Source organism: Variovorax sp. RCC_210 (assembly GCF_041355175.1).
GTDB lineage: Bacteria > Pseudomonadota > Gammaproteobacteria > Burkholderiales > Burkholderiaceae_C > Variovorax.
In genome coordinates this window covers 1,129,245-1,153,250 of sequence record NZ_JBFUPJ010000001.1, presented here as the reverse complement: position 1 = coordinate 1,153,250, position 24,006 = coordinate 1,129,245, and the positions used below count along the sequence as shown (strand labels likewise).

Below are 24,006 nucleotides of genomic sequence, written 5' to 3'. Positions count from 1 at the left end.
CACCCGCCATGTTCGCCAACGCCCAGATGATGGGCATGGACCTCGCCTTTCCCGATGTCTGCAAGACACCGCCGGCCGTCCCCATTCCCTACCCCAACTTCGCGCTGGGCCCCACGGCCATTCCCAATGCCTGGAACATCCTGTACGGCGGCACGCCCGCACACAACCTGGCAACCACCACGCCCATCACCAACGGCGACAACGCGGGCGTGCTGATGGGCGTGGTGTCGCAGACGGTGATGGGGCCGTCGCGCCACATCACCGGCGCGTTCACCGTGCTGCTGAAGGGCTCGCCGTGCACGCGCATGACCAGCCTCACGGTGCAGAACCGCAGCAACATCGTGGGCATGCGCATCGTGCCGAGCCAGTTCAAGGTGCTGGTGCTGGCGCCTTGATGCGCGCGGGGCATTTCAAGGTCGCCAAGCTCTTGAGCACGCACCCGGCGCTTTGCACCCTCAGGCCTCGCTGAACCAGGCCTCGGCCCAGCCTTGTCGCTTCACGGGCTGGAACTCGCTGAACGCGAAGCTCGCCAGTCGCTCGGTGCTGAACGGGTCTTGCGCGAAGAAGTCTTGCAACGCCTCGAACGAGGCCGCGCGCGCCAACATGAAGCCGCCGGTGGCAGGCACCTTCGGCCCGGAGCACAGCAGCAAGCCAGCGTCGTAGCCTGTCTGTAGATAGGCGCGGTGCGCGGGCACGGATTCCTGGACGCGGGCCAGGGGAACGAGGTAGTTGATTTCAACGATGAAGTGCTTCATGCGTCTTGCCAAGCAGCGGTCGTGCCAGGTAGCTGATGCGGGCCGCCTTCAGGGCGCGATCACGCCGGAGCGGTTCACCAGCAGCGTGCCCAAGTGAACAGGGCGTCGGGTGCTTCCCGCAGCGAAATCAAGGAGGAGCCGAAGGCGGGGGACATTCGCGGAGGGAAGCACCCGGCGGCCTGTTCACCCGTCCCGGAACCGGCATTCAACATCGCTGGCACAAGAACAGCTCAACGAGCCAACGGCAACCGCATGTCGAACCGCGCCCCACCACCGCTCTCGTTCGCGGCCTCGATGCGCCCGCCATGCGCATGCACCACCGCCTGCGACAACGCCAGGCCCAGCCCGAGACCGGGCGTCTTCTCGTCCGAACGCGCCGTGGCGCCGCGGTAGAACCGCTCGAACAGGTGCGGCAGTTCGTCGCCGCGAATGCCCGGTCCGCGGTCCGACACGCTGACCACCGCCTCGTTCGCTTGGGCATCCGCGCGCAGGCTCACGCGCACGGTGGTGCCGGCGGGTGAAAACTTCAAAGCGTTGTCAAGCAGGTTGGCCAACGCCAGGCTCGCCGCGCCGCGGGCCACCCGCGCAGCCACCGGCGCTGCGGGTTCCAGCAGCAGTTCCAACCGCCGCTCCCGCGCCATCGGCTCCAGCCTGCGCACGGCCTCCTCGGCCAGCACGTTGAGGGACACGGTTTCCACCGCGTCGCGCTCCTGGCCCGCGTCGAGCCGCGCGAGCACCAGCAGTTCTTCGACCAGCAGCGTGAGCGATTCCACCTCCTCGAGCGACGAGTGCAAGGTTTCCACATACGCCGCCGGCTCGCGCGGGCGCCGCAAGGCCAGCTCCAGCTCGGTGCGCAGGCGCGACAGCGGCGAGCGCAACTCGTGCGACGCGTCGGAGGTGAAGCGGCGCTGCGCCTCCATGCCGTGCTCGATGCGCGCCAGCATGGCGTTGAGCGTGTCGACCAGCCGGCCGATCTCGTCATTCGTGCCCGGGTGCGGCAGCCGCTCGCCCAGGTTGGCGTCGCCGATGCGGTGGGCCTGCTGCACCACGTCGTCGATGGCGCCGAAGGCGCGGCGCGTGATCAACGCGCCCGCCGCGCCCAGCGCCAGCAGCAACGCGCCACCGAGGATGACGAACAGCACGCTGGCCATCGCCACCGTGCGGTTCACGTCGTCGAGCGAGCCGGCCACCTGCACGACCAGCAACGGGGCCTGGCCTTTTTCGTTGTCCCTGCCCCGCACCGGCACCGACACCATGCGCGTCGGCTCCTCGCCGAAGCCGTTAAGCGTTTCGAACACGGTCTCGCCCGCGGCCAGCCGCTCGCGCAGCACGGGTGGTATGGGCAACTGCGCCTCGCCCAGGTTGGCGCTGCGCGCGAGCACGCGGCCTTCGGCGTCGACGATCTGCACCAGCCGGTCGAGCCGCACGAAAGACGGCGCGCCGGGCCCTGGCGGAGCCTCGTGCACGATCACCGTGTCGCCCTCGCCGGCCGACAGCAGCATGCCCATCTCGGTTTCGGCCAGCGCGAGCAGGGCCGCGTCCAGCTCGCGGTGCACGTTGCGCGCGAACACCAGGTAGGAGGCGAAGGCGGCAATCGCCATCACCACCACGATCGCGCTCACATGGGCCAGCGCCAGCCGCTTGCGAAAACTAAGCATGGGCGCCCATGGTGCCGGTGCTTTCTTCGGCCACCGCCAGCCTGAAGCCGCGCCCGCGCACGGTGTGGATCAGCGGCACCGCCGGCGGCGCATCGACCTTGCGGCGCAGGTTGCCGATGTGCACGTCGATCAGGTTGTCGATGGCGATCAGGTCGTCCTTCCACACCTGCTCGGCCAGGCGCGAGCGGCTCACCACCTCGCCCACGTGGCGCAGCAGGATCTGCAGGATGGCGAACTCCTTGTGCGTCAGCTCCAGCACCATGCCGCCGCGCAGCACCCGCTGGCTCACCGGGTCCAGGCTCAGGTCGGCCAGCGACAGCACCACGGGCCGCGTGATTTCCGAGCGGCGCAGCAAGGCGCGCACGCGCGCCAGCAGCTCGTCGAAGGCGAAGGGCTTGGTCAGGTAGTCGTCGGCGCCGGTGTTCAGGCCGGCCACGCGGTCGCTGAGCGCGTCGCGGGCGGTGAGCATCAGCACGGGGGTCTTGCAGCCGCGCTGGCGCAGGTCGCGGCACAGGGTGAGGCCGTCCTTGCCGGGCAGCATCCAGTCGAGCACGATGAGGTCGTAGGCGATGACGAAGGCCTCCTCGTCGCCCTCCTCGGCCGTGTGCACCACGTCGACCACGAAGCCCTCTTCCTGCAGGCCGCGCGCGAGCAGCCGGGCGGCCTTGCGGTCGTCTTCGATCAGCAGAATTCTCATGGCGCGGATCATGCCGCGTCTTCCTGACTGCAGGCCGTTCTGCCCCGGACCCTCGCGCCGAGCCCGGCCTAACGCGCCGATCCTGAAGAAATCTTCAGGAAATCTTGGGGACTTCTTCAGCCACGCCTTCATACGCTCCCCGGAAAGGAGACGGGAGCGAATCGAGGGCACGAAAAGGCATTTCGTGCACGGCGCGCCCGTCCCGCGACGGACGCATTGCGATGAAAAAGAAATCCCTCTACCAGGTGACCAACGCCCGCATCTTCTTCGGGGTGCTGGCCTGCGCCGCCCTGTGCGTGGACTCGTTCGACAACACGGCCCATGCCGCCACCGCGGTGGCCGCCGCCCCCGCGCCGATGCTGGTGCGCCAGGGCAACCGACTGAGCGTGCCGGCCGGCTCGCCGCTGCGCGACCGGCTGCTGGTGGCCACGGTGGGCCAGCAGACCTCGCCGCACGAGGTGAGCCTGCCCGCCACGGTGGAGGCCAACCCGGCGAACACGGTCAACATCCTGCCGCCGCTGACGGGCAAGCTGCTGGAACTGAAAGTGCGCCTGGGCGACACGGTGAAGCGCGGCCAGGTGCTGGCCACCATGAGCTCGCCCGACCTGGCACAGGCCGTGTCCGATGCGCAGAAAGCCCGCGACGCGCTCGACCTGGCGCAGCGCGCGCTGGTGCGCGCCCGCGGCGTGAACGAGGCCGGCTCCAACGCCGTGAAAGACGTGGAGGCCGCGCAGAGCAGCGTCGCGCAGCAGGGCGCGGAACTGCGCCGCAGCGAGGCGCGGCTGCGCAGCCTGGGCGCGGACGGCACCGTAGGCACCGGAGGCAATGGCAGCAATGGTGGAAGCAACGCCCCGTCAGGCCAGGTGCTGAAGATCGTCGCCCCCATGGCCGGCACCGTCACGGCGCTGAACGCCGCCGCCGGCGCGAACCTGAACGACGCCAACGCGGCGCTCATGACGGTGTCGAACCTCGACGCGGTCTGGGTCACGGTGAACGTGCCCGAGAGCGTGGTGGGCTCGGTGGCGCCGGGGCAGAACGCGGTGGTCACCCTGGCGGCCTACCCGGGGCGCAGCTTCAGCGGCAAGGTGGGCTTCGTCAGCGCGGTGCTCGACGCCGACACGCGCCGCGCGCGCGCCCGCATCGTCTTCGCCAACCCCGAGGGCCTGTTCAAGCCCAACATGTACGCCACCGCCGTGCTCGGCGTGCCGCAGGCGGCGCAGGCGCAGGTGCCGGCCTCGGCCCTGCTGATGAACAACGACAGCGTGAGCGTGTTCGTGGAGGCCGAGCCCTGGACCTTCGTGCGCCGCATGGTGGAGCTGGGCCGCGAAGACGGCGACAGCGTGCGCATCCGCAGCGGCCTGGCCGCGGGCGAGCGCGTGGTGGTGCGTGGTGGTGTGCTGCTGAATGATTAATCTCATCATCACCCAGTTCTTTCGCCGCAGGCACCTCGCCTGGGCGATGTCGATCGCGCTGGTGCTGTTCGGCGCCTGGTCGTGGACGCAGATGACGGTCGAGGCCTACCCCGACCTCGGCGACGTCACGGTGCAGGTCACCACGCAGGTCAACGGCCTGGCCGCCGAAGAAATCGAGCAGCAGATCACCACGCCGCTGGAGCGCGCGCTGAGCAACACGCCCGGCCTCGCGTCGATCCGCTCTAGCAGCACCTTCGGGCTGTCGCTGATCAACCTGAGCTTCAAGGACGGCACCGACGACTACTTCGCGCGCCAGCGCGTCACCGAGCGCATCGGCCAGGTCACGCTGCCCTCGGGGGCGCAGCCCGGGCTGGGGCCGGTCGCGGGGCCGGCGGGCGAAATCTACCGCTACACGCTCGAATCGGACACAAAGAACCTGATGGAGCTGTCGGAGCTGCAGCGCTGGAAGGTGATTCCCGCGCTCAAGCAGGTGGCGGGCGTGGTGGACATCAACAACTTCGGCGGCTTCACCAAGGAGTTTCAGCTGGAGCTGGACCCGGCGCGGCTGCAGACCTACGGGCTGGTGCTGAACGACGTGGTCACGGCCATCAACAACAACAGCGCCAACGCGGGCGGCGGGCGCATCGCGCGCGGCGACCAGAGCTACGTGGTGCGCGGCATCGGGCAGATCCACACGCTGGACGACCTGGGCACGGTGGTGGTGGCGCAAAACGGCGGCTCGCCGGTGCTGGTGCGCGACCTGGGGCGGCTGCAGTTCGGCCACCAGGAGCGCGGCGGCATCCTGGGCAAGGACACCAACCCCGACACCATCGAAGGCATCGTGCTGATGCTGAAGTACGAGAACCCCTCGCGCGTGCTCGAAGGCGTGCACAAGAAGATCGACGCGCTGCAGGCCGAGCTCGCGCCGATGGGCGTGAAGATCGTGCCCTACATCGACCGCGACGACCTGGTGAAGCTCACGGTCGACAAGGTGACGCACACGGTGCTCGAAGGCATGGCGCTGGTGTGCTTCGTGCTCATTCTTTTCCTGGGCAGCCCGCGCAGCGCGGTGGTGGCCGCAGTGGCCATTCCGATGTCGCTGGTCACGGTGTTCATCGTGATGCACTTCACGCGCATGCCGGCCAACCTGTTCTCGCTGGGCGCGATCGACTTCGGCATCATCGTGGACGGGGCCATCGTGGTGATGGAGGCCATTCTTCGCCGGCGCGAAGAAGAGCCGAACGCCACGCTCACCGAAGGCAACATCCTGGAGACGGTGAGCCATGTGTCGGGGCCGATCTTCTTCGCCACGCTGATCATCATCACGGCGTACTTTCCGCTCTTCGCCTTCGAACGCGCGGAGGGCAAGCTGTTCAAGCCGATGGCCTTCACCGTGGGCTATGCGCTGGTGGGCGCCCTGCTCTGCGCGCTCACGCTCATTCCGAGCCTGGCCTACGTGGCGCTGCGCAAGCCGAGCAAGCCCTTCGTGAACAAGCCGCTGGAGTGGCTCACGCGCGCCTACCGCCGCGTGCTGACCAGGCTGCTCGACGTGCCCGCCATTGCCTACGGCCTGAGCGCGCTGGCGCTGGCCGCGGTGGTGGTGCTGGGCGCCACGGCGGGACGCGAATTCCTGCCCGACATCGACGAAGGCGCGCTGTGGCTGCAGGTGCAGTTGCCCTCGGGCCTGTCGCTGGACAAGGCCAGCGAGATGGCGACCGAAATGCGCCACGTGCTGCTCGAGTACCCCGAGGTGTCGTACGTGGTCACGCAGCTGGGCCGCAACGACGACGGCACCGACCCGTGGACCCCTTCGCACATGGAAGTGCCCGTGGGCCTGAAGCCCTACAGCGAGTGGCCGGCGGGCGTGAACAAGGCGGCCTTCGTGCGCACGCTCACCGAGCGCTTCGCGAAGATGCCGGGCTTCGACGTGGGCATCAGCCAGCCGATCATCGACGGCGTGAACGACGCCGTGGGCGGCGCGCACAGCCCGCTGGTGCTGCGCATCTACGGCGACGACCTGAAGGAGAGCCGGCGCATCGGCAACCAGATCGTCGAGCTGCTGGGCACGGTGCGCGGCACGGCCTCGGCGTCGCTCTTCCAGGAGCCGCCGATTCCGCAGGTGGTGATCGAGCTGAACCGCGAGGCGGCGGCGCGCTTCGGGGTGAACGCGAACGACGTGGCCAACCTCATTCAGACCGGCATCGGCGGCGCCCCGGTGATCACGGTGTACGCGGGCAACCGCACCTACAACGTGTCGGTGAAGATGCCAAAAAGCGCCAAGGGCAACACCGAGGCCATCGGCGCGCTGCTGCTCAACAGCTCCAGCGGCGCGAAGGTGCCGCTCTCGCAGGTGGCCGACATCCGGCTGCAGACCGGCGAAAGCACCATCTCGCACGAGATGAACGAGCGGCAGATCACCGTGCGGGTGGACAACCGCGACCGCGACCTGGCCTCCTACCTCGACGAGGCGCGAGAACGCATCGCCAAGGAAGTGAAGTTCGACCCCGCAAAATTCCGCCTGCAGTGGGCCGGCCAGTTCGAGAACCAGCAGCGCGCGCAGTCGCGCCTGGGCATTTCGCTGGCCATCGTGGTGAGCATCATGGCGGTGCTGCTGTTCTTCCAGTTCGGCAAGATCCGGCAGGTGGCGCTCATCCTGGGCGTGGTGCCGATGGCCACGCTGGGCGGGCTCATCGCGGTGCACGTGGCGGGCGAAACGCTGAACGTGGCCACGGCCGTGGGCTTCATCGCGCTGTTCGGCGTGTCCATACAGAACGGGATCATCATGGTCGCGAACTTCCGCCGCGTGCGCGGCGAAGGGCTGGCGCTGCAGGAGTCGGTGCTCGAAGGCGCGGCCGAGCGGCTGCGCCCGGTGCTGATGACGGCCACCGTGGCCTCGGTCGGCATGCTGCCGGCCGCGCTGGCCACCGGCGTGAGCACCGACGTGCAGCGCGGGCTGGCGACGGTGGTGGTGGGCGGGCTGGTTGTGTCGACGCTGCTGACGCTGTTCATCCTGCCGACGCTGTATTTCGCGCTCGAACGCTTCTTCGAGCGCAAGGGCTGGGGCGCGCGCTCCCGGCGCGACCGGTGAGAAGGCTGGAGACAACCACATGAAGAACACACGCCTTGCTAGACCCTCGGGCCTGCTGCTGGCGGCCACGGCCGCGGCCAGCATTGCAACGCTGGGCGGCTGCGCGGTCGGGCCCGACTACGTGCGCCCGCCGCTGAAGCTGCCCGCGAGCTACACGGCCACGCCTGCGCCCGCTTCAACAGACCCGGCGCAGGCCGAGGGCGTGCCCTTGTCCCGCCTGTCGCCGGAGCTCGACGTGCCCGCGCAGTGGTGGCAGGCCTTTCGCTCGGAGCCGCTGAACGCGCTGGTGGTGCAGAGCCTGGCGGGCAACCCCAACATCGAGGCCGCCGACGCCGCCCTGCGCGTGGCGCAGGAGAACGAGGCGGCCGACCGCGCCGCCTTCTGGCCCAGCGTGGGCGTGGGCTACTCGCCCACGAGGCAACGCGTGGCCGACGCGGTGGCCAGCCCGGTGGCGTCGAACGCCAACCTGTACACGCTGCACACCGCGCAGGTGACCGTGTCGTACGCGCCCGACGTGTTCGGCGGCACGCGCCGGCAGGTGGAAAGCGCGCAGGCGCAGACCGAGCAGCAACGCTTCCAGGCGGTGGCCGCCAAGCTCTCGCTGAGCAGCAACGTGGTGGCCGCGGCCATCACCGAGGCCTCGCTGCGCGCGCAGCAGCGCGCCACGCAGGCCATCGTCGCGGACCAGAAAGAGGTGCTGCAGGCTTACCGCAAACAGCAACAGCTCGGGCAGGTGGCGCTGGCCGACGTCGATGCGCAAGAGGCCTCGCTGGCCGCCACCGAGGCCACGCTGCCGCCGCTGGACAAGCAACTGGCCCAGCAGCGCAACCTGCTTGCCACGCTGGCCGGGCGCTACCCGAGCGAGGGCGTGACCGCGCAGTTCGACCTCGATGCGTTGCAACTGCCCACCGAGCTGCCGTTGACGCTGCCCTCCACGCTGGTCGAGCACCGCCCCGACGTGCGTGCCGCCGAGGCGCAACTGCAGGCCGCGAGCGCGGCCATCGGCGTGGCCGTGGCGGCCCGGCTGCCCAACGTGACGCTGGGCGTGAACTATGGCTCGTCGGCGTACACGCTGTCGCAGCTGTTCAAGTCGTCGTCGCTGTTCTGGACGCTGGCGGCCAGCGTGACGCAGCCCGTGTTCGACGGCGGCGCGCTCAGGCACAAGGAGGCCGCTGCCCGCGCCGCCTTCGACCAGGCCGCCGCGCAGTACCGCGCCGCCGTGCTCGGCGCCTTCCAGGACGTGGCCAACACGCTGGAGGCCATCGACGCCGACACGCGCACCCTGCAGGCCGCGCTGAAGGCCGAGCGCACCGCGTCGCAAAGCCTGGCGCGCACGCGCACGCAGGTGCGGCTCGGCGATGCCAGCGCGCTTTCGCTGCGCGTGGCGCAGCAGGCGCAGCAGCAGGCGCAGCTCAACCTGGTGCAGGCGCGCGCGCTGCGGCTGACCGACGCGGCCGCCCTCTTCCAGGCGCTGGGCGGCGGCTGGTGGAACGCACCGCCCGCGCAGCTCGCCGATTCGTCTTCCGCAAACACCACACAAAAGCCCGCACAGCCATGAACCTCATTCGCCACGAGATGGGCCCCCGCTTCAGCGAGATGGTGACCGTCGACCTGGGCAGCGCCCGCCTGCTGTACCTGTCGGGCCAGGTGGCGGAGAACCCGTCGCTCGACATCACCGGGCAGACGCGCGAGATCCTCCACCACATCGACGACATGCTCGCCACCCAGGGCGCCACCAAGCAGGACCTGGTGAGCGTGACCATCTACCTGCGCACCGTGGGCGACTACGCCGCCATGAACTCGGTGTGGGACGAGTGGGTGCCCCAGGGCCACACGCCCGCGCGCGCCACGGTGGGCGCGAAGCTGATCGACTCGGAATACCGCGTCGAGATCCAGGCCACCGCGGCCGTGGGGGTGAAGCCGTGACAACCGCCGGCCGTGCCGGGTTGCTGTGGGCATCGGCCCTGGCCGTGGCGCTGGGCGGTTGCACGGCGCTCGACGCGCATTCCAACGGCCGCTCTGCGGCCAACGACACCCATACCAGTATCGACACTGGCTGGCATGCGGCGCAGGTGGTACGCCTCGGCAATGCCGGCGAGCTGGCCGTGCTGGCCGACCAGGACTGCGGCGCCGACGGCGGGCCCTCGGCGCGCTACGCCCTCGTGCGCTACCGCGCGGGCGGCGTGCACTCGCGCTCGCTCGGCACGGGCCGGCTGCCCGAGGGCGGCGTGCTGCATGTGGGGGACACGGTGTATGCCAACGTGCTCGACTGCGGCGCGCCGTTGATGACGCCGGCGCAGCACGCCGACAAGGCGCGGCGCTGAAACCGGCCCGATTCAAATCGCGTTCAGGCCGCACCAGCGCGCGATGAACCAGGCGATGACGGTGGTCGTGTCCAGCATGTCGTCGATGGCCACCGACTCGTCGATGCCGTGGATCGACGTGCCCGCCGCGCCGTAGCACACGGCCGGCGTCTTTCCGTAGAGGTTGAAGAACTTCGCGTCCGTCGTGCCGGTGAAGGCGACCATGTCGGGCCCGCGGTGGTGCAGGTCGGCGTGGCACTGCGAGAGCGTGCGAATGAGCGGCATCTGCGTGTCGAGCACGAAGCCGTCGGCGCGGAAGCCGGCCGTGTTCTCTATCGTCCAGTGGAAGGCCTGCTTGTTGGGGTGCGCCTCGAAGGCCTCGGCCAGCGCGGCGCGGATCATGGCGAGCGCGTCGTCGGCGGTCACGCCCGGGTAGTAGCTGACGCGGATCTGCGCTTCGCACTGCGTGGGCACCGAAGAAGCCCACTCCCCGCCCTGCAGCTTGCCGAGGTTGAAGTTGATCGGCTTCGCATGGTCCACATAGCGCGCATGGCGGCAGCCCGCGTGGTTCCACTGGTCGGCCAGGCGGCGCAGCGCATCGAACATGTGCTGGGCGAAGTCGATGGCGCTGGAGCCTTCGGACGCATAGGCCGCGTGCACCGGCATGCCCTGCACCTGCAGCGTGAGCCACATGACGCCGAGCTGCGCGTCCATGATGCCGGGCGTGGGCTCGGGAATGATGGCCGCCTCGGCGCGGTAGCCGCGCACCAGGCAGCCGAGGGCGCCGTTGCCGGTGCATTCCTCTTCCACCACCGACTGCAGGAACACCGGCGCCGCGGGCTCGAAACCCAGCGCGGCCAGCGTCTGCATGGCCAGGGTGTAAGAGACGATGCCCGCCTTCATGTCCGCGCTGCCGCGGCCGTACACGCGCCCTTCGCGCACCACGGGCGAGAACGGCGGGTGGCTCCACAGCCGCTCGTCGCCGACCGGCACCACGTCGATGTGGCCGTTGAGGATCAGCGAGCGCCCCGTGGCCGCGCCGCGCGGCGTGTGGATGCCGACCACGTTGGGCCGGCCGGCGTAGGACATCAGCGAGGGCGAGTAGCCGGGGTGGGCGCGCAGGGCGGCATCGTCGATCTCGAACTCGTCGACCTGCAGCGCCATGCGCTCGAAGGTCTGCGCCATGTAGCGCTGGGCGTCTCCCTCCTGCCCGAGCAGCGAGGGAAAGGCCACCAGGTCGCACAGCATGCGCACGTGCGCGTCGCGCCGTTCGCGCACGGCGGCGGCCAGGGATGGGAGGTCGATGAGGGTGTCTGTGGAGGTCATGAAGTCGTGTGGAACAGGTGAAGACAGGTCAGGCAAGGGCTTGGGCGGCGGGCGCGGTGGCGCTTGCCGAACGCCGGATCAGCAGCGCGATGCACACGCTCGACAAGGTGGCGATGCCCGCGTACGCCAGCGCCAGCGGCACCCAGTTGCCCGGAAAGCGCTCGGCGAGCACCGTGCCCAGCAGCGGTGTCAGCCCGCCCGCGATGGCGCCGCAACCCTGGTAGGCGATGGAAATGGCCGAGTAGCGCACCTCCGGCGGAAAGAACGAGGCCGAGAAGCCCGCGATGGCCGCGTAGAAGCAGCCGCCGAACAGCGTGGCGATGCACAGCCCGGCCAGGATGGCGCCCGGCGTGCCCACGTTCACCAGCGGGTAGAGCAGGAACGGCGTGACGATGGTGGCGCAGCTCATCGTGAGCACGAAGCGGCCCACGCCCACCTTGTCGGCAATCCACGCGCCGATGGGCTGGATGCACAGCTGCAGCACGGTCGACCAGAACAGGCAGTCGAGGATCACGGTGCGCGGCACCGAGAGGTAGTGCGTGGTGTACGTGATCATGAAGACCACCAGGAAGTACACCGCCGCAATGCCGATGGCGTTGGCCCCGGCCACCAGCAGCAGCAGGCGCGGCATGCTGCGCACCACCTCCAGCGCCGGTGCGCGCTGGAGGCGCGCGCGGCTCGAAGCCCTGGCGAAGTCGGGCGTCTCGTCGACCCCGTGGCGAATGAGCATGCCCACGATCATCAGCAGCGCGCTGGCCAGGAACGGCAGGCGCCAGCCCCAGGCCATGAGCTGCGCCGTGTCCAGCGAAGACACCGCGCGGAACGCGAGGATCGACAGGATCATTCCGGCCGGGCTGCCCAACTGCGCGAACGAGGCCGAGAAGGTCTTGCGCTTCGCGTCGCCGTGCTCGCCGGCCAGCAGCACCGCCCCGCCCCACTCGCCGCCCACGGCGATGCCCTGGAAGATGCGCAGCAGGACCAGCATCAGCGGCGCCACCAGGCCGATGCTCTCGTAGGTGGGCAGCAGGCCGATGGCGAAGGTGGAGCCGCCCATCATCAGCAGCGTGATGACCAGCCCGCGCTTGCGCCCGAGCCGGTCGCCGATGGAGCCGAAGATGACCGCGCCCACGGGCCGCGCGAAGAAGCCCACCGCGAACGTGCCCAGCGCGCTCAGCGTGGCCAGGAAGGGGTCGCCCTGCGGGAAGAACAGCGTGGCGAACACCAGCGAGGCGGCGGTCGCGAAGATGTAGAAGTCGTACCACTCGATGGCGGTGCCGACGAAGGCGCCGAGCGCGGCGCGCATCGGCTGGCGCCGGCCGCCGCCGGGGGTTTGGGAGGTGCGTTGCGTTGCGGTGTCCATGGTCTCGTCGTTCTTGGAGCTGTGAATGCCGCGGATGCTAGGTGGCATCAAGAATGCAGGCCAATGAGATATTTCGCGTTCGAGGATGCAGAATACGCATCGTCCAGAACGCTCGCCGCGGTCCCCTCTGCACCCTCCCCTTGCACCTGCCTCCCATGCACCTTCCCGACCTGCGAAAACTCGAACACGTGGTCGCGCTCGCCGAAACGCTGCACTTCGGCCGCGCCTGCGCCCGCGTGCACCTGAGCCAGCCGGCGCTGTCGCGCAGCCTGCAGTCGCTGGAAGAAACGCTGGGCGTGCAGCTGTTCGTGCGCGACGCGCGGCATGTGGAGGTCACGCCCTTCGGCGCGGTGGTGGTCGAGCGGGCGCGCCGCATCCTCTTCGAGGCGGCGCAGATGCGCAACGAACTGCAGCTGCTCGCCACGGGCGGCTACGGCAGCGTGGCCTTCGGGCTGGGCGCCACGCCCGCCGTGCTGCTGGCGGCGCAGATGCTCACGGCCACCAGCGGGCTGCCGCAGGGCAGCTACGTGGCGGTGAAGCGCGGCGCCAGCGACACGCTGCTGCAGATGCTGTACGACGACGAGATCGACATCTTCTGCGCCGACATCGCTCCGCTCGATGCGCTGGAAGACCGCAGCCGGCTCCACATCGAACCGCTGCCGCAGTGGCCGGTGGCGCTGTTCTGCCGCAAGGGCCACCCCTTGCTGACGGGGCGGCCCGTGTCGCGCGCCGAACTGGCGACGTTCCAGTTCGCGAGCACCCGGCTGTCGACCTTCGCGCTGGCGTCGATGCAGCGCGAACTGGGCACGCACGAGGGCTTCGCGCGCCGGCTGGTGATGGAAAGCGACAGCTTCGACGACCTGGTGCCGGCCACCGAAGCCAGCGACGTGGTGCTGGTGGCCAGCCGCCCGGTGGTCGAGAACACGCCGCGCGCGCACGGCCTGAAGGAGATCCCGCTTGCGCCGCCTTTCGCCGGCACGGGCCGCTTCGGCATCGTGCGGCTGGCCGGCAAGCGGCTGCCGCCGTTGGCCGATGTGCTGGTGGAGATGGTGCGGCGCAATTTCGAGGCGCACGCCGAGCGTTGCGCGGCGGCTGCGGCGCCTTCGCGGTCGCCCAAGTCGACCAGGTCGACCAAGTCGCCCCGGCCTCGGAAAGCCGGGCCCAGGGCCTAGAGCGAACGCATCTCCGTCGGCTCGCCCCTGTCAAGCCAGCCCTCGAACTCATCGGACAGCCGCTGCGCCTCGCGTGTGGCCTTGCCCCAAGCCGCGATGCGCGCCTGCGCGTCGTTGGCGAAATGAATGAAGTCCTTGCGGTCGGGCAGCTTGCCGTTGGGCAACGAGCGCACCCACTCCGGGTCGGGCGCGATCACCACCATGCGGTCGAGGAAGCCCGTCGCCTTGTGGCGCCAGCGCAGCCCCTTGTCCAGCCAGCCCGGCACCACCGCCTGCTGGAAGTGCGGGTACAGCACGATGCCTTCGTCGGCACCATTTCCGCCACCGTCATGGGCAGTCCGGTAGTCCAGGTGCAGGTGGTAGTCGGTGATGCCGCCGTCCCAGTAGGCGCCACGCGGCGCACCCGGAATGTCGTGCACCGCCGCCAGCAGGAACGGAATGGAGCACGACGCCTGCAGCACCATGTTGAAGTTGGCCTCGCTCAGCGCATGCTGGCGCGTGCGGAAGTCGCGCGTGCCGAAGGGCAATGACGCGCCGGGCGTGGAGAACACGCAGCGCTCGAGCCACGCGCCCAGGCTCTTGCGGTGCAGGCTGTTGGTCGCGAAGGCGCCGAGGTAGCCCACCGGCGTGCGCGCCCTGCCCTCGCGCCCGAGGATGTGGCGCCCACGCGAGGTCACCACATGCAGGCGGTAGCGCGGGTGGTTCAGCACCTCGGCGATGCGCCCGCCATAGAAGGTCTCCAGGCTCAGCGCGAACTGCTCGCTGAGCTGGCGCGGGCTCAACCGCTTCTGGCCCGGCGGCACTTCGAACTGCTGGTGCACGTAGTCGTGCTCGAAGCGCTCGAACGCCGCTTCGGTGTTCGACAGGCAAGCCGTCGACAGCCGCCACGCGCCGATGGACGCGCCCACCAGGTGCACCTGCTGTGTCGACTGCGGCAGCCAGCGCCCGAAGATGAAGCGGTCGAGCGGCCCGAGGATCAGGCCTTTCGGGCCGCCGGCCGCGCCAGGGATGATGCGCACGTCCTGCGGGCGCAGGCCATGCTGTTCGATGTGCTTGCGGGCCGCGGGGCCGGCGTAGATGCGCAGGGCTTTCATGCCTGTGCCGGCTCGAACGGGTTGAACACCTCGACGCCGAAACCCGCGAAGTCAGTCACGTTGCGCGTCACCACGGTCAGCCCATGCTGTTTGGCGGTCGCGGCAATCATCGCGTCTTCGTACAGCGTGTTGGAACTGCGATGCATCAGCTTCGCCCACAGCCTGAATGTCTCCGCGTCCATGGACAGCACGTTGTAAGACCCGGCGACCAAGGCAGCCCATTGCTCGATTTCTTCGGCCTTTGCGGTGTCCTGCTCACGGGTGAGCTCGATGCCTGCCTGGATCTCCCCCAGCGTTACCGCGGACAAGTGAAGATCGCTGTCCGCAATGGGTGTGAGCCACGCGACGACCGCGCCGTGGGGTCGAGGCCGGCGAAGTTCCGAGATGACATTCGTGTCCAGCAGGTACATGCACACCTCAGCGCATGGGCGTGATCTGGCGCCGGCGTGCGTTGCCGCGCTGGGGAACCAGGAATTCGGTGCGGGCGTCGGTAGAAAGCAGCAACTCCTTCAAGGAGGGCTTGGCGGTTGCATGCAATCGACGCCATTCGGCAGCAGGCACGAGCACGGCCGCCTCGGTGCCGCGCTTGGTGACCATTTGGGGCCCATCGGCCAAACAGGCATCAAGAAACTCGCTGAAACGCGCTTTAGCGTCCTGAACAGGCCAGGTTTTCATAACACCACCCATCAAACTAGTTAGATGACTAGTTTAACAGGTGGGTTGCAACCTTGCTGGATGCTACTTGCGCAGCCCCTGCAGCTTCGCAAACGCACTCGCCATCTGCCCCGCGGGCTGCGGTGAGCTGTCGCGGCGGCCTTGCTGCTGCTGGCCGCGCCCCGCTCCTTCGAAGCGGTTGTCGCGCGGGCCGTCGCGCCTTGCGGGCGCTGCGTCGAGCTTCATCGACAGGCCGATGCGCTTGCGCGCCACGTCGACTTCCATCACCTTGACCTTGACGATGTCGCCGGTCTTCACCACTTCGCGCGCGTCGTTGACGAACTTGTGGCTCAGCTGGCTCACGTGCACCAGGCCGTCCTGGTGCACGCCCAGGTCGATGAAGGCGCCGAACTGGGCCACGTTGCTCACGGTGCCCTCGAGGATCATGCCCTCGACCAGGTCCTTGATGTCGTCCACGCCGTCGTTGAAGCGCGCCACCTTGAAGTCGGGGCGCGGGTCGCGGCCGGGCTTTTCGAGCTCGCCCAGGATGTCCTTGACGGTGATGACGCCGAATTTCTCGTTGGCGAACAGCTCGGGCTTCAGCGTCTTGAGCATGTCGGCGCGGCCCATCAGCTCGGCGATAGGCTTGCCGGTCTTCACGATGATCTGCTCGACCAGCGGATAGGTCTCGGGGTGCACGCCGGTAATGTCCAGCGGGTCGGCGCCGCCGCGAATGCGCAGGAAACCCGCGCTCTGCTCGAAAGCCTTGGGGCCGAAGCCGCTCACGTCGAGCAGCTGCTTGCGGGTGGAAAACGCGCCGTTGGCCTCGCGCCAGCGCACCACGGCCTTGGCCACGCTGCCCGACAGGCCCGACACGCGGCTCAGCAGCGGCACGCTGGCCGTGTTCAGGTCGACACCCACCGAGTTCACGCAGTCTTCGACCACGGCCTGCAGGGTGCGCGCGAGTTCGCTCTGGTTCACGTCGTGCTGGTACTGGCCCACGCCGATGCTCTTGGGGTCGATCTTCACGAGTTCGGCCAGCGGGTCTTGCAGGCGGCGCGCAATGGAGGCAGCGCCGCGCAGGCTCACGTCGACATCGGGCATTTCCTGCGAGGCGAACTCGCTGGCGGAGTACACGGACGCGCCCGCTTCGCTCACCACCACCTTGTCGACCTTCATTTCCGGCGCGCCGGCCTGCTCGGCCATCTTGGCCAGCAGCTTGATGAGGTCGGCGGCCAGCTTGTCGGTCTCGCGGCTGGCGGTGCCGTTGCCGATGGCGATCAGGTTCACGCCGTGCTTGGCGCACAGCTTGCCCAGCGTGTGCAGCGAGCCTTCCCAGTCCTTGCGCGGCTCGTGCGGGAACACGGTAGCGGTCTCGACCAGCTTGCCGGTGGAATCGACCACGGCCACCTTCACGCCGGTGCGAATGCCGGGGTCCAGCCCCATCACCACGCGCGGGCCGGCGGGCGCGGCCAGCAGCAGGTCGCGCAGGTTGTCGGCGAACACCTTGATGGCGACCTTCTCGGCCTCTTCGCGCAGCCGGGTGAACAGGTCGCGCTCGGTGGAAAGCGCGAGTTTCACGCGCCACGTCCAGGCCACGCACTTGCGCAGCAGGTCGTCGGCCGGGCGAGCGGCGTGGCTCCAGCCCAGGTGCAGCGCGATGCGGCCTTCGGCGATGCTGGGCTTGCCCGGCTCGGGCTCCACCGGCAGCACCAGCTTGGCGTCCAGGATGTCGAGCGCGCGCCCGCGGAACACGGCCAGCGCGCGGTGCGAGGGCACGCGGCCGATGGGTTCGTCGTATTCGAAGTAGTCGCGGAACTTGGCGATGTCGGCGTTGTTCTCGTCCTTGCCGGCCATCAGGCTGGACTTGAGCAGGCCTTCGTTCCAGAGCCATTCGCGCAGGCCCTGCACCAGCGCGGCGTCTTCGGCCCAGCGCTCGGAAAGAATGTCACGCACGCCGTCCAGCACCAGCTGCACGGTCGAGAAATCGGGGCCCGGCTTGCCGTCGTCCAGCGTGGTGGCGGGCTGCAGGAAGGCCTTGGCTTCCACGGCGGGGTCGAGCGAGGGGTCTGCCAGCAGCTTGTCGGCCAGCGGCTCGATGCCGAATTCGCGGGCAATCTGGCCCTTGGTGCGGCGCTTTTGCTTGAACGGCAGGTACAGGTCTTCGAGCTCCTGCTTGGTCGGGGCGAATTCGATGGCCGCGCGCAGTTCGGGGGTGAGCTTGCCCTGCTCGTCGATGGCTTTCAGCACCGCGCCGCGGCGGTCTTCGAGTTCGCGCAGGTACGAAAGGCGGGCTTCCAGCTCGCGCAGCTGGATGTCGTCCAGGCCGTCGGTCACTTCCTTGCGATAGCGGGCGATGAATGGAACCGTGGCGCCTCCGTCGAGCAGTTCGACGGCGGCCTTCACCTGATGCTCGCCGACCTTGATTTCGGCGGCGAGCTGGCGAATGATTTTCTGCATGCTTGAGCGCGTCCCTGGCAAAGCGCGGGAGTTTGCCATAGGCGCGCACGGCCTCCCGCCGGGCGGCCCGGCCGGCGTGTTACAGCATGCTTTCGGCCTCGGGCCGCACGCTGTCCTTGCCGTGCGGCTCGGGCGCCGCGGCCTCGCAGGGCACCACCAGCCGCACGCACAGGCCATGCGGCGTGGCGGCCCGCAGGCTTGCAACGCTCAGTTCGCCGCCGATGGCTTCGGCGCGGGCGCGCATGCTGCGCAGGCCCTTGCCCAGGCTGGCTTGCAGGCCACGCGGGTCGGTGGCGCTTTCGAGCCCCGTGCCGTTGTCGCGCACCTCCAGCACCAGCGCCTGCCCCCGGCCCCGCGCCCCGAGGCCCACGCCGATGCGCAGCTCGACCCGGCTCGCCCGCGAATGCCGCAGCGCGTTGGACATGGCCTCCTGCGCCACCCGGCAGACCTGCGTGGCGGTGTCCGCCGGCACGGTGCAGTCCAGCGCCTCGGGCGCGATGTTCCATTCAAGGGCGATGCCCATGCGGTCAAACGCCGGGCGCAGCCGGTAGCGCAGGTGCCCCAGCCGCTCGAAGACGGTGGCGCTGCTCTGGTCGTCCAGGTCGTCGACGGTCATCTGCAGCTCCAGCAGGCATGCCTGCAGCGCCATCGACAGGCCGTCGGAGCGCGCAGCCTTCGGGTCCTGGCTGGCCAGCAGGGCCACCAGCCGGGAGCCGACGCCGTCGTGCAGGTCGTTGGCGATGCGGCGGCGCTCGGCCATCACCGCCTGCGTCTGCCGCCCCTGGGCAACACGGCGCAGCGAGAAGTAACCGATGCCCACGATGGTGCCCAGCACCACCAGATTGAGGGCCTGCAGCGTCCAGAACGCGAGCGGCAGCTCGGCCGGCAGCAGGCTTTCGGCGCCCCCGGCGCGCAGCACTTGCGCCGCCACCGGCGTCAGGTGGAGCGCGCCGGCCAGCGCGGCCCACATCGCCAGGCGCCGCGGCGAGGCGCGGTGCCGCAGCCAGATCAGCAACGCGGCCCAGGCCCCGATCGACAGCCACACGTACTGGTCTTCCAGAAAGTGCGGTGAGTGAAGGACCTGCTGCGCGAACATCCGATGCCCTACAAAAGCCCGCGGTGAGAGGCAAAGCTCACTGCCTGGGCCCGGGTGTGGGCGTGCAGCTTGCGGTAGATGTTCTTCACGTGCGCGTTAACCGTCTGGGCACTGATGGTGAGCTGCAGGGCGATCTCTTCGGTGACGTACCCCGTGGCTACAAGTCGCAACACTTCGCGCTCCCGTGCCGATAACGTCGCCTTGCTGTCCGGCGGGCGCACCGGGTTCACGTTGGAGCGCTTGTGGTCCAGGTGCACGAGCAGCCGGCGCGCCAGCCGCGGCGTGATGGCGGCCCCGCCGTTCACTACCTGCAGCACGGCCTGGGCGTAGCTCTGGAACCAGGCGTTCTTCACCAGGTAGCCGGAGGCGCCGAGCTCGAAGGCGTGCAGCACCTGGGGTTCGTCCTCGAGCGCGGAAATGACGATGATCTCGGCCGCGCTGCGGTGGCGCTTGGCCTCCTCGATCAGCTCGAAACCGCTGCCGTCCCCGAGGCGGATGTCCACCATGAGCACGTCGAACTCGTGCTGCAGCAGCAGCCTGCGCCCTTCGCGCAAGGTGCCGGCCTGCCCTTCGAGCTGGATGCGCAGGTCGCCCAGCAATTCCTGGGCGATGACGCGTCGCACGAACGGGTCGTCGTCCACCAGCAGGACGCGCACCGGCTTGGTTTGCTGGCCGGTCAGAAAGTCCGGCCAAGGCAGCGTGTCGGCGGACGGTGAGAGCAACCCACCGAATTGGCCTGGGGCGGCATATTTCCTACCCCCGGTACCGACGTCTGTCAACGAAATGTCGAGTTCGCTTTCCATTCCAACCCCTTTGTGACAACTAGCACACCGTGTTCGTGACCAAAAGTTAATTCATTTCTACTCAAATTTTGAGATTCAGCTTATTTGATTACTTTGGTTGCATCTTGTTGCGAATCGCGGTTTGTGTCCATCGAAAGTTGTATTTTTTACTCCTGGCTCCGCATGTGGAAGCGGTTTCTTGTGACGGTCCGCAACCGCTTCGACCTCACCTTTCGCCATAGCCTCGCATTACCCAGCCTGGGGCATTTTTCATTCCCTGCCCGACGCAGAAACTGCACCTCGGTCGTCACGGAAGCATTCTTTTTCTGTGCCACTGACCGTCAGCTGATGACCGGATGGTCCGGTCGTCAGGTTTGTTCACACATCTATAGAGGCAGCATCATGAAGAAGACTCTCATCGCCATCGCAGTGGTCCTGGTCGGCAGCGTTGCTTCGGCAACGGGCAGCTCGGCCCTTGCGGCCACTTCCACGTCGACCGGTTCTTCGAGCGCAGCCGGCTCCAGCGCCGCCAGCTCCGGCACCGGCAGCGCCCTGAGCTATAACGCGGCCAATTCGAGTTCGTCGGCCAACGCCAGCGCTTCGGGCGGGGCCATCGCTTTCCCGGGCTTCGCTACCGGCGCAGCTACAACGAACGGCTCGGCCACCAGCACCGGCCGCGTGACCAGCATGGCGCTCACGACCGGCAACGGCGCAGCCGCAGGCGCAGCCAATGCCTCGGCCAACGCCGCTTCGGCCGGCAGCGCCAACTACTCGGCTGGCGGCGCGACGCATGTGAACGGCGCGGTCGCCGGCACGGCTTCCTCGGCCACCAACAACACGGCCGCCACGGCAGCCGGCCCTGGCGGCGGCCTGGCCGTGGTGACCCGCACGTCGACCACCACCTCGGGCTACAACGCCTCGTCGGGCGCCATCAACGGCCCGATCAACGGCACCAGCACCTCGGCAATGGCAGGCTCCAACGGCGGCTCCTTCGGCGTGAGCAACTTCGCGTTCGGCAATGCCGGCGGCTTCAGCAACGGTGGCGGCACCAGCGGCACGGCTGGCGCCAGCGCCAGCGCATCGGCTCCCTGAGATCCGAAAGGGTTTCAGGCAACGGTTGCTGTTCTCATGGGGAGGGGCGCTGCCCCTCCCCGGTCATCCAAGGAGACGAAAAAATGAAGAAGCTGATTTTTTGCGTACTGCTGACCGCTTGCGCCGCGGCCACGGCCCAGACCACCAACAACGGCGGTTCGAGCAACGGCTCGACCAGCTCGGCGACCACGTCGGCGCAGGGCAACACCCAGGCCGTGACCTTCTCCAGCCCGGCCAGCGTGACGTCTTCGTCCACGATGACCAGCAACCAGAACGTCAACAACACCGGAGCCACCAGCCAGACGGTGGACTACCAGGGCAGCTACACGATCAAGAACGTGCCGTCGGTCAACGGCCCCAATCTCACCACCAGCAACGACACCTGCATGGGCAGCACCAGCGCGAGCGCCAATGGCCCGGGCGTCGGCCTGAGCTTCGGCACCACCTGGACGGACGAGCACTGCAAGCGCCTGAAGATGAGCCGCGAGCTCTGGAACAAGGGCATGAAGGCCGCGTCGCTGGCCATGGACTGCATGGACCCCGCCGCGCAAGCCGCGCTGGAGCTCACCGGCACCAAGTGCCCGCAATCGATGTCCGCGGACGAACGCGTGAGCGCCTATGGGCCGCAGCTTTCCGCATCGGCGCCGCGTCCGGTGGCCGTGGCGCCTGTTGCACCGGTCGCGCCCGTCGCGCCGATACCGGCCGCTCCGGTTGCACCCGTGGCTCCCGTGGCCACGGCACCAACGCCTGCGCCCGCGCCTGCACCCGCCCCTGCAGCCCAGGCGCAGGCACAGCCCGCACCTGCACCCGCGCCCGCGCCCGTGGCCGCCATCGCGCCTGCCGAACCGGTTGCCGCACCCACCCCGGCCCCCGCGACCGCACCGCTGCCCGCGCCACCCGCGCCCATCGCCGAGAAGGCGCCCGCCGCCGTCGCCCAGGCTGCGCCTGTCGCGCGGCAAGAGCCCGCCACCGTGTTCCCCGAGGTGCGGATGACGCCGGTCGCCAGCGCCACGGTGACCGCCATCGACCCGACCGACGTGGCCGCCATCCGCGCCGCGCGGATGATGGGCGAATCGGTGGTCGGCGACGTGGCCGTGGCACCGCGCTCGACGGACTACCCGCAGTGAACGGCAGGAGTCCGAAATGACAAGGACACTGCTTTTCTGGACGGCGACCGCTTGCCTTGCATGCATGGCAACGGTCGCGGCGGCCGCACCGCCGCCCCTCAACGTCGTGCGCATCGAGCGCATGCCCATGGGCAGCGGCCTGCAGAACGCCCGGGGCACCGACAACGCCGAGCCGGTCGGCGACCTGGGCGTGTGGCACGTGCCGCAGTACATGCCGGGCTACCCGACCTCCGCGACGATCTGGCCGCGGGTGGTGATCATCCAGTGCGTTTCCGACCTGTGCCCGGGCTACGAGGTGACGCCGGAGCTGGGCCGGGGCGAGTACCTGTTCTTCCTGCCGGCCGGAAGGTAGGCAGTTAGGCAAGCAGGTAGGAAGACACCCCGCTCACCGACCGCGCGCGCCACCCGGCGCGCGCATTGCCGTACCCTTCGCGCATGAACTCCCTTGTGCGCTCTCTTGCGCGCTCCCTTGGCGGTCTCCTGCGCGCGGTGCTGCGCGCCATTGCCACCGTCATCGTCGTGCCGCTGCTGCTCTTCGAGGAATGGGGCTGGGAGCCGCTGGCCGCCCTCGTCGCGCGGCTGTCGCGCCTGCCCTTCTGGGCCGCCCTCGAAGACCGGCTGCGCCGCCTGCCGCCCTGGGGCGCGCTGCTGGCGTTCTTCGTGCCGGTGCTGGTCTTGCTGCCGGTGAAGGTGCTGGCGCTTTTTCTCTTCAGCAACGGGCATGCCGCCACCGCGCTGACGGTGCTGGTGCTGGCCAAGCTGGTCGGCACGGCGCTGGTCGCGCGGATCTTCCAGCTGGTCGAAGGACCGCTGATGCGCATTCCCTGGTTCGCGCGCTGGTATCCGCGCTGGAAGGCGTGGAAAGACCAGGTGCTCGCGCTGGTGCGCCAGAGCCGGCCGTGGCGCACGGTGAAGGCCATCAACCGGCGCATCTCGCGCGGCTGGCGGCGGTTGCGAGAAGGTTGAGCGGCTTATTTTTACCCGGGTATATTGCGAATTTAATTTCGCCCGGGTAATATTTGTCGCATGAACCTCTCCCCCGACACCCGGCGCGCGTTGACGCGCCAGTACAAGGAAAACGCGCGGCCCGCCGGCGTGTTCGTCGTGCGCAACCTGAGCAATGGGCGCGTCTATGTGTCCGGCAGCCTGGACGTGGAAGGCGCCATGAACCGGGCGCGCTTCGAGCTCAACCTGCGCTCGCACCGCAACAAGGCGCTGCAGCAAGACTGGCTCGCGAACGGCGCGGCGCATTTCGCGTTCGAAACCATCGACCGCGTGAAGGAGCGCCCGGACGACCTCGCGTTCGACCGCGCCGACGAACTTCAGAAGCTGCTCGCGCTGTGGCAGGAAGAACTGCAATGCTTCGGCGCGCAGGGCTACAACACGCCATGAGCAGCATGAACACGGCGACCACGGCGAACACCGCCACCGCCCTCGACTTCTGCCTCGCCCTGGGCCGCGCCCACGCCAGCCTGGGCCTGCGGCTCGGCGACGACCTGGGCGCGTTCCACGGGCTCGACTTCAGCGACTTCACCCTGCTGAGCGTGCTGCTGCGCGCCGAGGGCGCCGGCCTGTCGCGGGTGCCGCGGGTGCGGCTGGTGCCGCTCGTGGACCTGGCACGCACCCTGGGCCTGCCCATGTCCGCGCTGATGCGCCGGATGGTGCTGCTCGAGAAAACCGGCCTGGCCGAGCGCGTGCCGGGCCCCGCCGCCGACCCGCGCCGCCACGCGGCCCTGCGCCCCGGGGGCCGGCAACTGGCGCAGACCGCGCTCCTCACCGTCGAGGCGCATTGCAAGGCCTTCGTGCAGCCGGTCGCGCACGAGCGCCTTCAGTCGGCCCACGAAGTTCTCGCGACCCTCATCGGCGACAACGAACTGCACGCCTGAGCGCCACAGCAGGTAGATTACGCACCTGCTTTTTCGCCCGAACA

General features: G+C 69.0%; 24 protein-coding genes. 13 read left to right on the top strand and 11 right to left on the bottom strand.

The features are described 5' to 3' along the window. Nucleotides 1–8 precede the first annotated feature (8 nt). Nucleotides 9–395, top strand: a complete 387-nt coding sequence (locus AB6807_RS05485; RefSeq protein ID WP_019652627.1) for a DUF4150 domain-containing protein — start codon at nt 9–11, stop codon at nt 393–395. Between the two features lie 60 nt (nt 396–455). Here AB6807_RS05485 and AB6807_RS05480 read toward each other — a convergent pair whose 3' ends face one another. The 3 genes from AB6807_RS05480 to AB6807_RS05470 all read right to left on the bottom strand — a co-directional run bounded on the left by AB6807_RS05480 (nt 456) and on the right by AB6807_RS05470 (nt 3,110). Further along, nucleotides 456–755, bottom strand: a complete 300-nt coding sequence (locus tag AB6807_RS05480; RefSeq protein WP_371083785.1) for a YciI family protein — start codon at nt 753–755, stop codon at nt 456–458. 230 nt (nt 756–985) lie between these two features. Next, nucleotides 986–2,413, bottom strand: coding sequence for a sensor histidine kinase (locus tag AB6807_RS05475; protein ID WP_371083784.1), 1,428 nt, complete (start codon nt 2,411–2,413; stop codon nt 986–988). Beyond that, nucleotides 2,406–3,110, bottom strand: a complete 705-nt coding sequence (locus AB6807_RS05470; RefSeq protein ID WP_371083783.1) for a response regulator transcription factor — start codon at nt 3,108–3,110, stop codon at nt 2,406–2,408. Before AB6807_RS05470 ends, AB6807_RS05475 begins: the two co-directional genes overlap by 8 nt. Nucleotides 3,111–3,331: 221 nt before the next feature. Here AB6807_RS05470 and AB6807_RS05465 point away from each other — a divergent pair, with 221 nt between their 5' ends. The 5 genes from AB6807_RS05465 to AB6807_RS05445 are packed head-to-tail and all read left to right on the top strand — an operon-like array spanning nt 3,332 to nt 9,934. Further along, complete coding sequence (locus AB6807_RS05465) at nt 3,332–4,522, top strand: efflux RND transporter periplasmic adaptor subunit (RefSeq protein WP_371083782.1); 1,191 nt, start codon at nt 3,332–3,334, stop codon at nt 4,520–4,522. Then, the gene (locus tag AB6807_RS05460; protein ID WP_371083781.1) at nt 4,515–7,610 is read left to right on the top strand and encodes an efflux RND transporter permease subunit; all 3,096 of its coding nucleotides are present in this window, start codon (nt 4,515–4,517) and stop codon (nt 7,608–7,610) included. The genes AB6807_RS05465 and AB6807_RS05460 overlap by 8 nt, the downstream gene beginning before the upstream one ends. A gap of 19 nt (nt 7,611–7,629) precedes the next feature. Then, nucleotides 7,630–9,168, top strand: coding sequence for an efflux transporter outer membrane subunit (locus tag AB6807_RS05455; protein WP_371083780.1), 1,539 nt, complete (start codon nt 7,630–7,632; stop codon nt 9,166–9,168). Next, complete coding sequence (locus AB6807_RS05450) at nt 9,165–9,536, top strand: RidA family protein (protein ID WP_116907759.1); 372 nt, start codon at nt 9,165–9,167, stop codon at nt 9,534–9,536. The genes AB6807_RS05455 and AB6807_RS05450 overlap by 4 nt, the downstream gene beginning before the upstream one ends. Beyond that, nucleotides 9,533–9,934 (top strand): hypothetical protein, encoded by a 402-nt coding sequence (locus AB6807_RS05445; RefSeq protein WP_371083779.1) that lies wholly within the window; start codon nt 9,533–9,535, stop codon nt 9,932–9,934. Before AB6807_RS05450 ends, AB6807_RS05445 begins: the two co-directional genes overlap by 4 nt. 12 nt (nt 9,935–9,946) lie before the next feature. On the opposite strand, the gene AB6807_RS05440 is transcribed toward AB6807_RS05445, so the two are convergent. Then, nucleotides 9,947–11,239 carry an ArgE/DapE family deacylase gene (locus AB6807_RS05440; RefSeq protein ID WP_371083778.1) on the bottom strand — a complete coding sequence of 431 codons (1,293 nt, stop codon included), beginning with the start codon at nt 11,237–11,239 and terminating at the stop codon, nt 9,947–9,949. A gap of 28 nt (nt 11,240–11,267) precedes the next feature. Beyond that, nucleotides 11,268–12,599, bottom strand: a complete 1,332-nt coding sequence (locus AB6807_RS05435; protein ID WP_371084156.1) for an MFS transporter — start codon at nt 12,597–12,599, stop codon at nt 11,268–11,270. A gap of 155 nt (nt 12,600–12,754) precedes the next feature. On the opposite strand from AB6807_RS05435, the gene AB6807_RS05430 reads away from it, so the two are divergent. Further along, nucleotides 12,755–13,771, top strand: coding sequence for a LysR family transcriptional regulator (locus tag AB6807_RS05430; protein ID WP_371083777.1), 1,017 nt, complete (start codon nt 12,755–12,757; stop codon nt 13,769–13,771). Here AB6807_RS05430 and AB6807_RS05425 read toward each other — a convergent pair. The 6 genes from AB6807_RS05425 to AB6807_RS05400 form a co-directional block, all read right to left on the bottom strand. Further along, a complete protein-coding gene (locus tag AB6807_RS05425; protein ID WP_371083776.1) occupies nt 13,768–14,865 on the bottom strand; it encodes a phospholipase in 1,098 nt (365 codons plus the stop codon). The genes AB6807_RS05430 and AB6807_RS05425 overlap by 4 nt on opposite strands. Then, nucleotides 14,862–15,275, bottom strand: coding sequence for a type II toxin-antitoxin system VapC family toxin (locus AB6807_RS05420; RefSeq protein ID WP_371083775.1), 414 nt, complete (start codon nt 15,273–15,275; stop codon nt 14,862–14,864). Before AB6807_RS05420 ends, AB6807_RS05425 begins: the two co-directional genes overlap by 4 nt. Before the next feature lie 7 nt (nt 15,276–15,282). Beyond that, the gene (locus tag AB6807_RS05415) at nt 15,283–15,540 is read right to left on the bottom strand and encodes a type II toxin-antitoxin system Phd/YefM family antitoxin (protein ID WP_371083774.1); all 258 of its coding nucleotides are present in this window, start codon (nt 15,538–15,540) and stop codon (nt 15,283–15,285) included. Nucleotides 15,541–15,603: 63 nt separating this feature from the next. Then, complete coding sequence (locus AB6807_RS05410) at nt 15,604–17,979, bottom strand: Tex family protein (protein ID WP_371083773.1); 2,376 nt, start codon at nt 17,977–17,979, stop codon at nt 15,604–15,606. A gap of 79 nt (nt 17,980–18,058) precedes the next feature. Then, nucleotides 18,059–19,075, bottom strand: a complete 1,017-nt coding sequence (locus AB6807_RS05405; protein ID WP_371083772.1) for a sensor histidine kinase — start codon at nt 19,073–19,075, stop codon at nt 18,059–18,061. A gap of 8 nt (nt 19,076–19,083) precedes the next feature. Beyond that, nucleotides 19,084–19,878, bottom strand: a complete 795-nt coding sequence (locus AB6807_RS05400) for a response regulator transcription factor (protein ID WP_116907766.1) — start codon at nt 19,876–19,878, stop codon at nt 19,084–19,086. A gap of 381 nt (nt 19,879–20,259) precedes the next feature. Here AB6807_RS05400 and AB6807_RS05395 point away from each other — a divergent pair, with 381 nt between their 5' ends. The 6 genes from AB6807_RS05395 to AB6807_RS05370 all read left to right on the top strand — a co-directional run bounded on the left by AB6807_RS05395 (nt 20,260) and on the right by AB6807_RS05370 (nt 23,962). Then, nucleotides 20,260–20,949 carry a hypothetical protein gene (locus AB6807_RS05395; protein ID WP_371083771.1) on the top strand — a complete coding sequence of 230 codons (690 nt, stop codon included), beginning with the start codon at nt 20,260–20,262 and terminating at the stop codon, nt 20,947–20,949. Nucleotides 20,950–21,032: 83 nt separating this feature from the next. Further along, complete coding sequence (locus AB6807_RS05390; protein WP_371083770.1) at nt 21,033–22,076, top strand: hypothetical protein; 1,044 nt, start codon at nt 21,033–21,035, stop codon at nt 22,074–22,076. A gap of 64 nt (nt 22,077–22,140) precedes the next feature. After that, nucleotides 22,141–22,428, top strand: coding sequence for a hypothetical protein (locus tag AB6807_RS05385; RefSeq protein ID WP_371083769.1), 288 nt, complete (start codon nt 22,141–22,143; stop codon nt 22,426–22,428). A gap of 83 nt (nt 22,429–22,511) precedes the next feature. Beyond that, complete coding sequence (locus AB6807_RS05380; RefSeq protein ID WP_371083768.1) at nt 22,512–23,042, top strand: hypothetical protein; 531 nt, start codon at nt 22,512–22,514, stop codon at nt 23,040–23,042. A gap of 60 nt (nt 23,043–23,102) precedes the next feature. After that, entirely contained in the window at nt 23,103–23,468 is a 366-nt protein-coding gene (locus AB6807_RS05375; RefSeq protein ID WP_371083767.1) for a GIY-YIG nuclease family protein, read from the top strand. After that, on the top strand, nt 23,465–23,962 hold the full coding sequence (locus AB6807_RS05370) for an AsnC family transcriptional regulator (RefSeq protein ID WP_371083766.1): 498 nt from the start codon (nt 23,465–23,467) through the stop codon (nt 23,960–23,962). Before AB6807_RS05375 ends, AB6807_RS05370 begins: the two co-directional genes overlap by 4 nt. Nucleotides 23,963–24,006 lie beyond the last annotated feature (44 nt).

Bases quoted from the DNA above. Each gene is read 5' to 3' on its own strand.
- AB6807_RS05470 (WP_371083783.1), bottom strand. From the start codon at position 3,110: ATGAGAATTCTGCTGATCGAAGACGACCGCAAGGCCGCCCGGCTGCTC.
- AB6807_RS05475 (WP_371083784.1), bottom strand. From the start codon at position 2,413: ATGCTTAGTTTTCGCAAGCGGCTGGCGCTGGCCCATGTGAGCGCGATC.
- AB6807_RS05480 (WP_371083785.1), bottom strand. From the start codon at position 755: ATGAAGCACTTCATCGTTGAAATCAACTACCTCGTTCCCCTGGCCCGC.
- AB6807_RS05415 (WP_371083774.1), bottom strand. From the start codon at position 15,540: ATGAAAACCTGGCCTGTTCAGGACGCTAAAGCGCGTTTCAGCGAGTTT.
- AB6807_RS05400 (WP_116907766.1), bottom strand. From the start codon at position 19,878: ATGGAAAGCGAACTCGACATTTCGTTGACAGACGTCGGTACCGGGGGT.
- AB6807_RS05410 (WP_371083773.1), bottom strand. From the start codon at position 17,979: ATGCAGAAAATCATTCGCCAGCTCGCCGCCGAAATCAAGGTCGGCGAG.
- AB6807_RS05395 (WP_371083771.1), top strand. From the start codon at position 20,260: ATGAAGAAGACTCTCATCGCCATCGCAGTGGTCCTGGTCGGCAGCGTT.
- AB6807_RS05390 (WP_371083770.1), top strand. From the start codon at position 21,033: ATGAAGAAGCTGATTTTTTGCGTACTGCTGACCGCTTGCGCCGCGGCC.
- AB6807_RS05465 (WP_371083782.1), top strand. From the start codon at position 3,332: ATGAAAAAGAAATCCCTCTACCAGGTGACCAACGCCCGCATCTTCTTC.
- AB6807_RS05380 (WP_371083768.1), top strand. From the start codon at position 22,512: ATGAACTCCCTTGTGCGCTCTCTTGCGCGCTCCCTTGGCGGTCTCCTG.
- AB6807_RS05385 (WP_371083769.1), top strand. From the start codon at position 22,141: ATGGCAACGGTCGCGGCGGCCGCACCGCCGCCCCTCAACGTCGTGCGC.
- AB6807_RS05425 (WP_371083776.1), bottom strand. From the start codon at position 14,865: ATGAAAGCCCTGCGCATCTACGCCGGCCCCGCGGCCCGCAAGCACATC.
- AB6807_RS05370 (WP_371083766.1), top strand. From the start codon at position 23,465: ATGAGCAGCATGAACACGGCGACCACGGCGAACACCGCCACCGCCCTC.
- AB6807_RS05450 (WP_116907759.1), top strand. From the start codon at position 9,165: ATGAACCTCATTCGCCACGAGATGGGCCCCCGCTTCAGCGAGATGGTG.
- AB6807_RS05460 (WP_371083781.1), top strand. From the start codon at position 4,515: ATGATTAATCTCATCATCACCCAGTTCTTTCGCCGCAGGCACCTCGCC.
- AB6807_RS05435 (WP_371084156.1), bottom strand. From the start codon at position 12,599: ATGGACACCGCAACGCAACGCACCTCCCAAACCCCCGGCGGCGGCCGG.
- AB6807_RS05430 (WP_371083777.1), top strand. From the start codon at position 12,755: ATGCACCTTCCCGACCTGCGAAAACTCGAACACGTGGTCGCGCTCGCC.
- AB6807_RS05375 (WP_371083767.1), top strand. From the start codon at position 23,103: ATGAACCTCTCCCCCGACACCCGGCGCGCGTTGACGCGCCAGTACAAG.
- AB6807_RS05440 (WP_371083778.1), bottom strand. From the start codon at position 11,239: ATGACCTCCACAGACACCCTCATCGACCTCCCATCCCTGGCCGCCGCC.
- AB6807_RS05405 (WP_371083772.1), bottom strand. From the start codon at position 19,075: ATGTTCGCGCAGCAGGTCCTTCACTCACCGCACTTTCTGGAAGACCAG.
- AB6807_RS05420 (WP_371083775.1), bottom strand. From the start codon at position 15,275: ATGTACCTGCTGGACACGAATGTCATCTCGGAACTTCGCCGGCCTCGA.
- AB6807_RS05455 (WP_371083780.1), top strand. From the start codon at position 7,630: ATGAAGAACACACGCCTTGCTAGACCCTCGGGCCTGCTGCTGGCGGCC.
- AB6807_RS05485 (WP_019652627.1), top strand. From the start codon at position 9: ATGTTCGCCAACGCCCAGATGATGGGCATGGACCTCGCCTTTCCCGAT.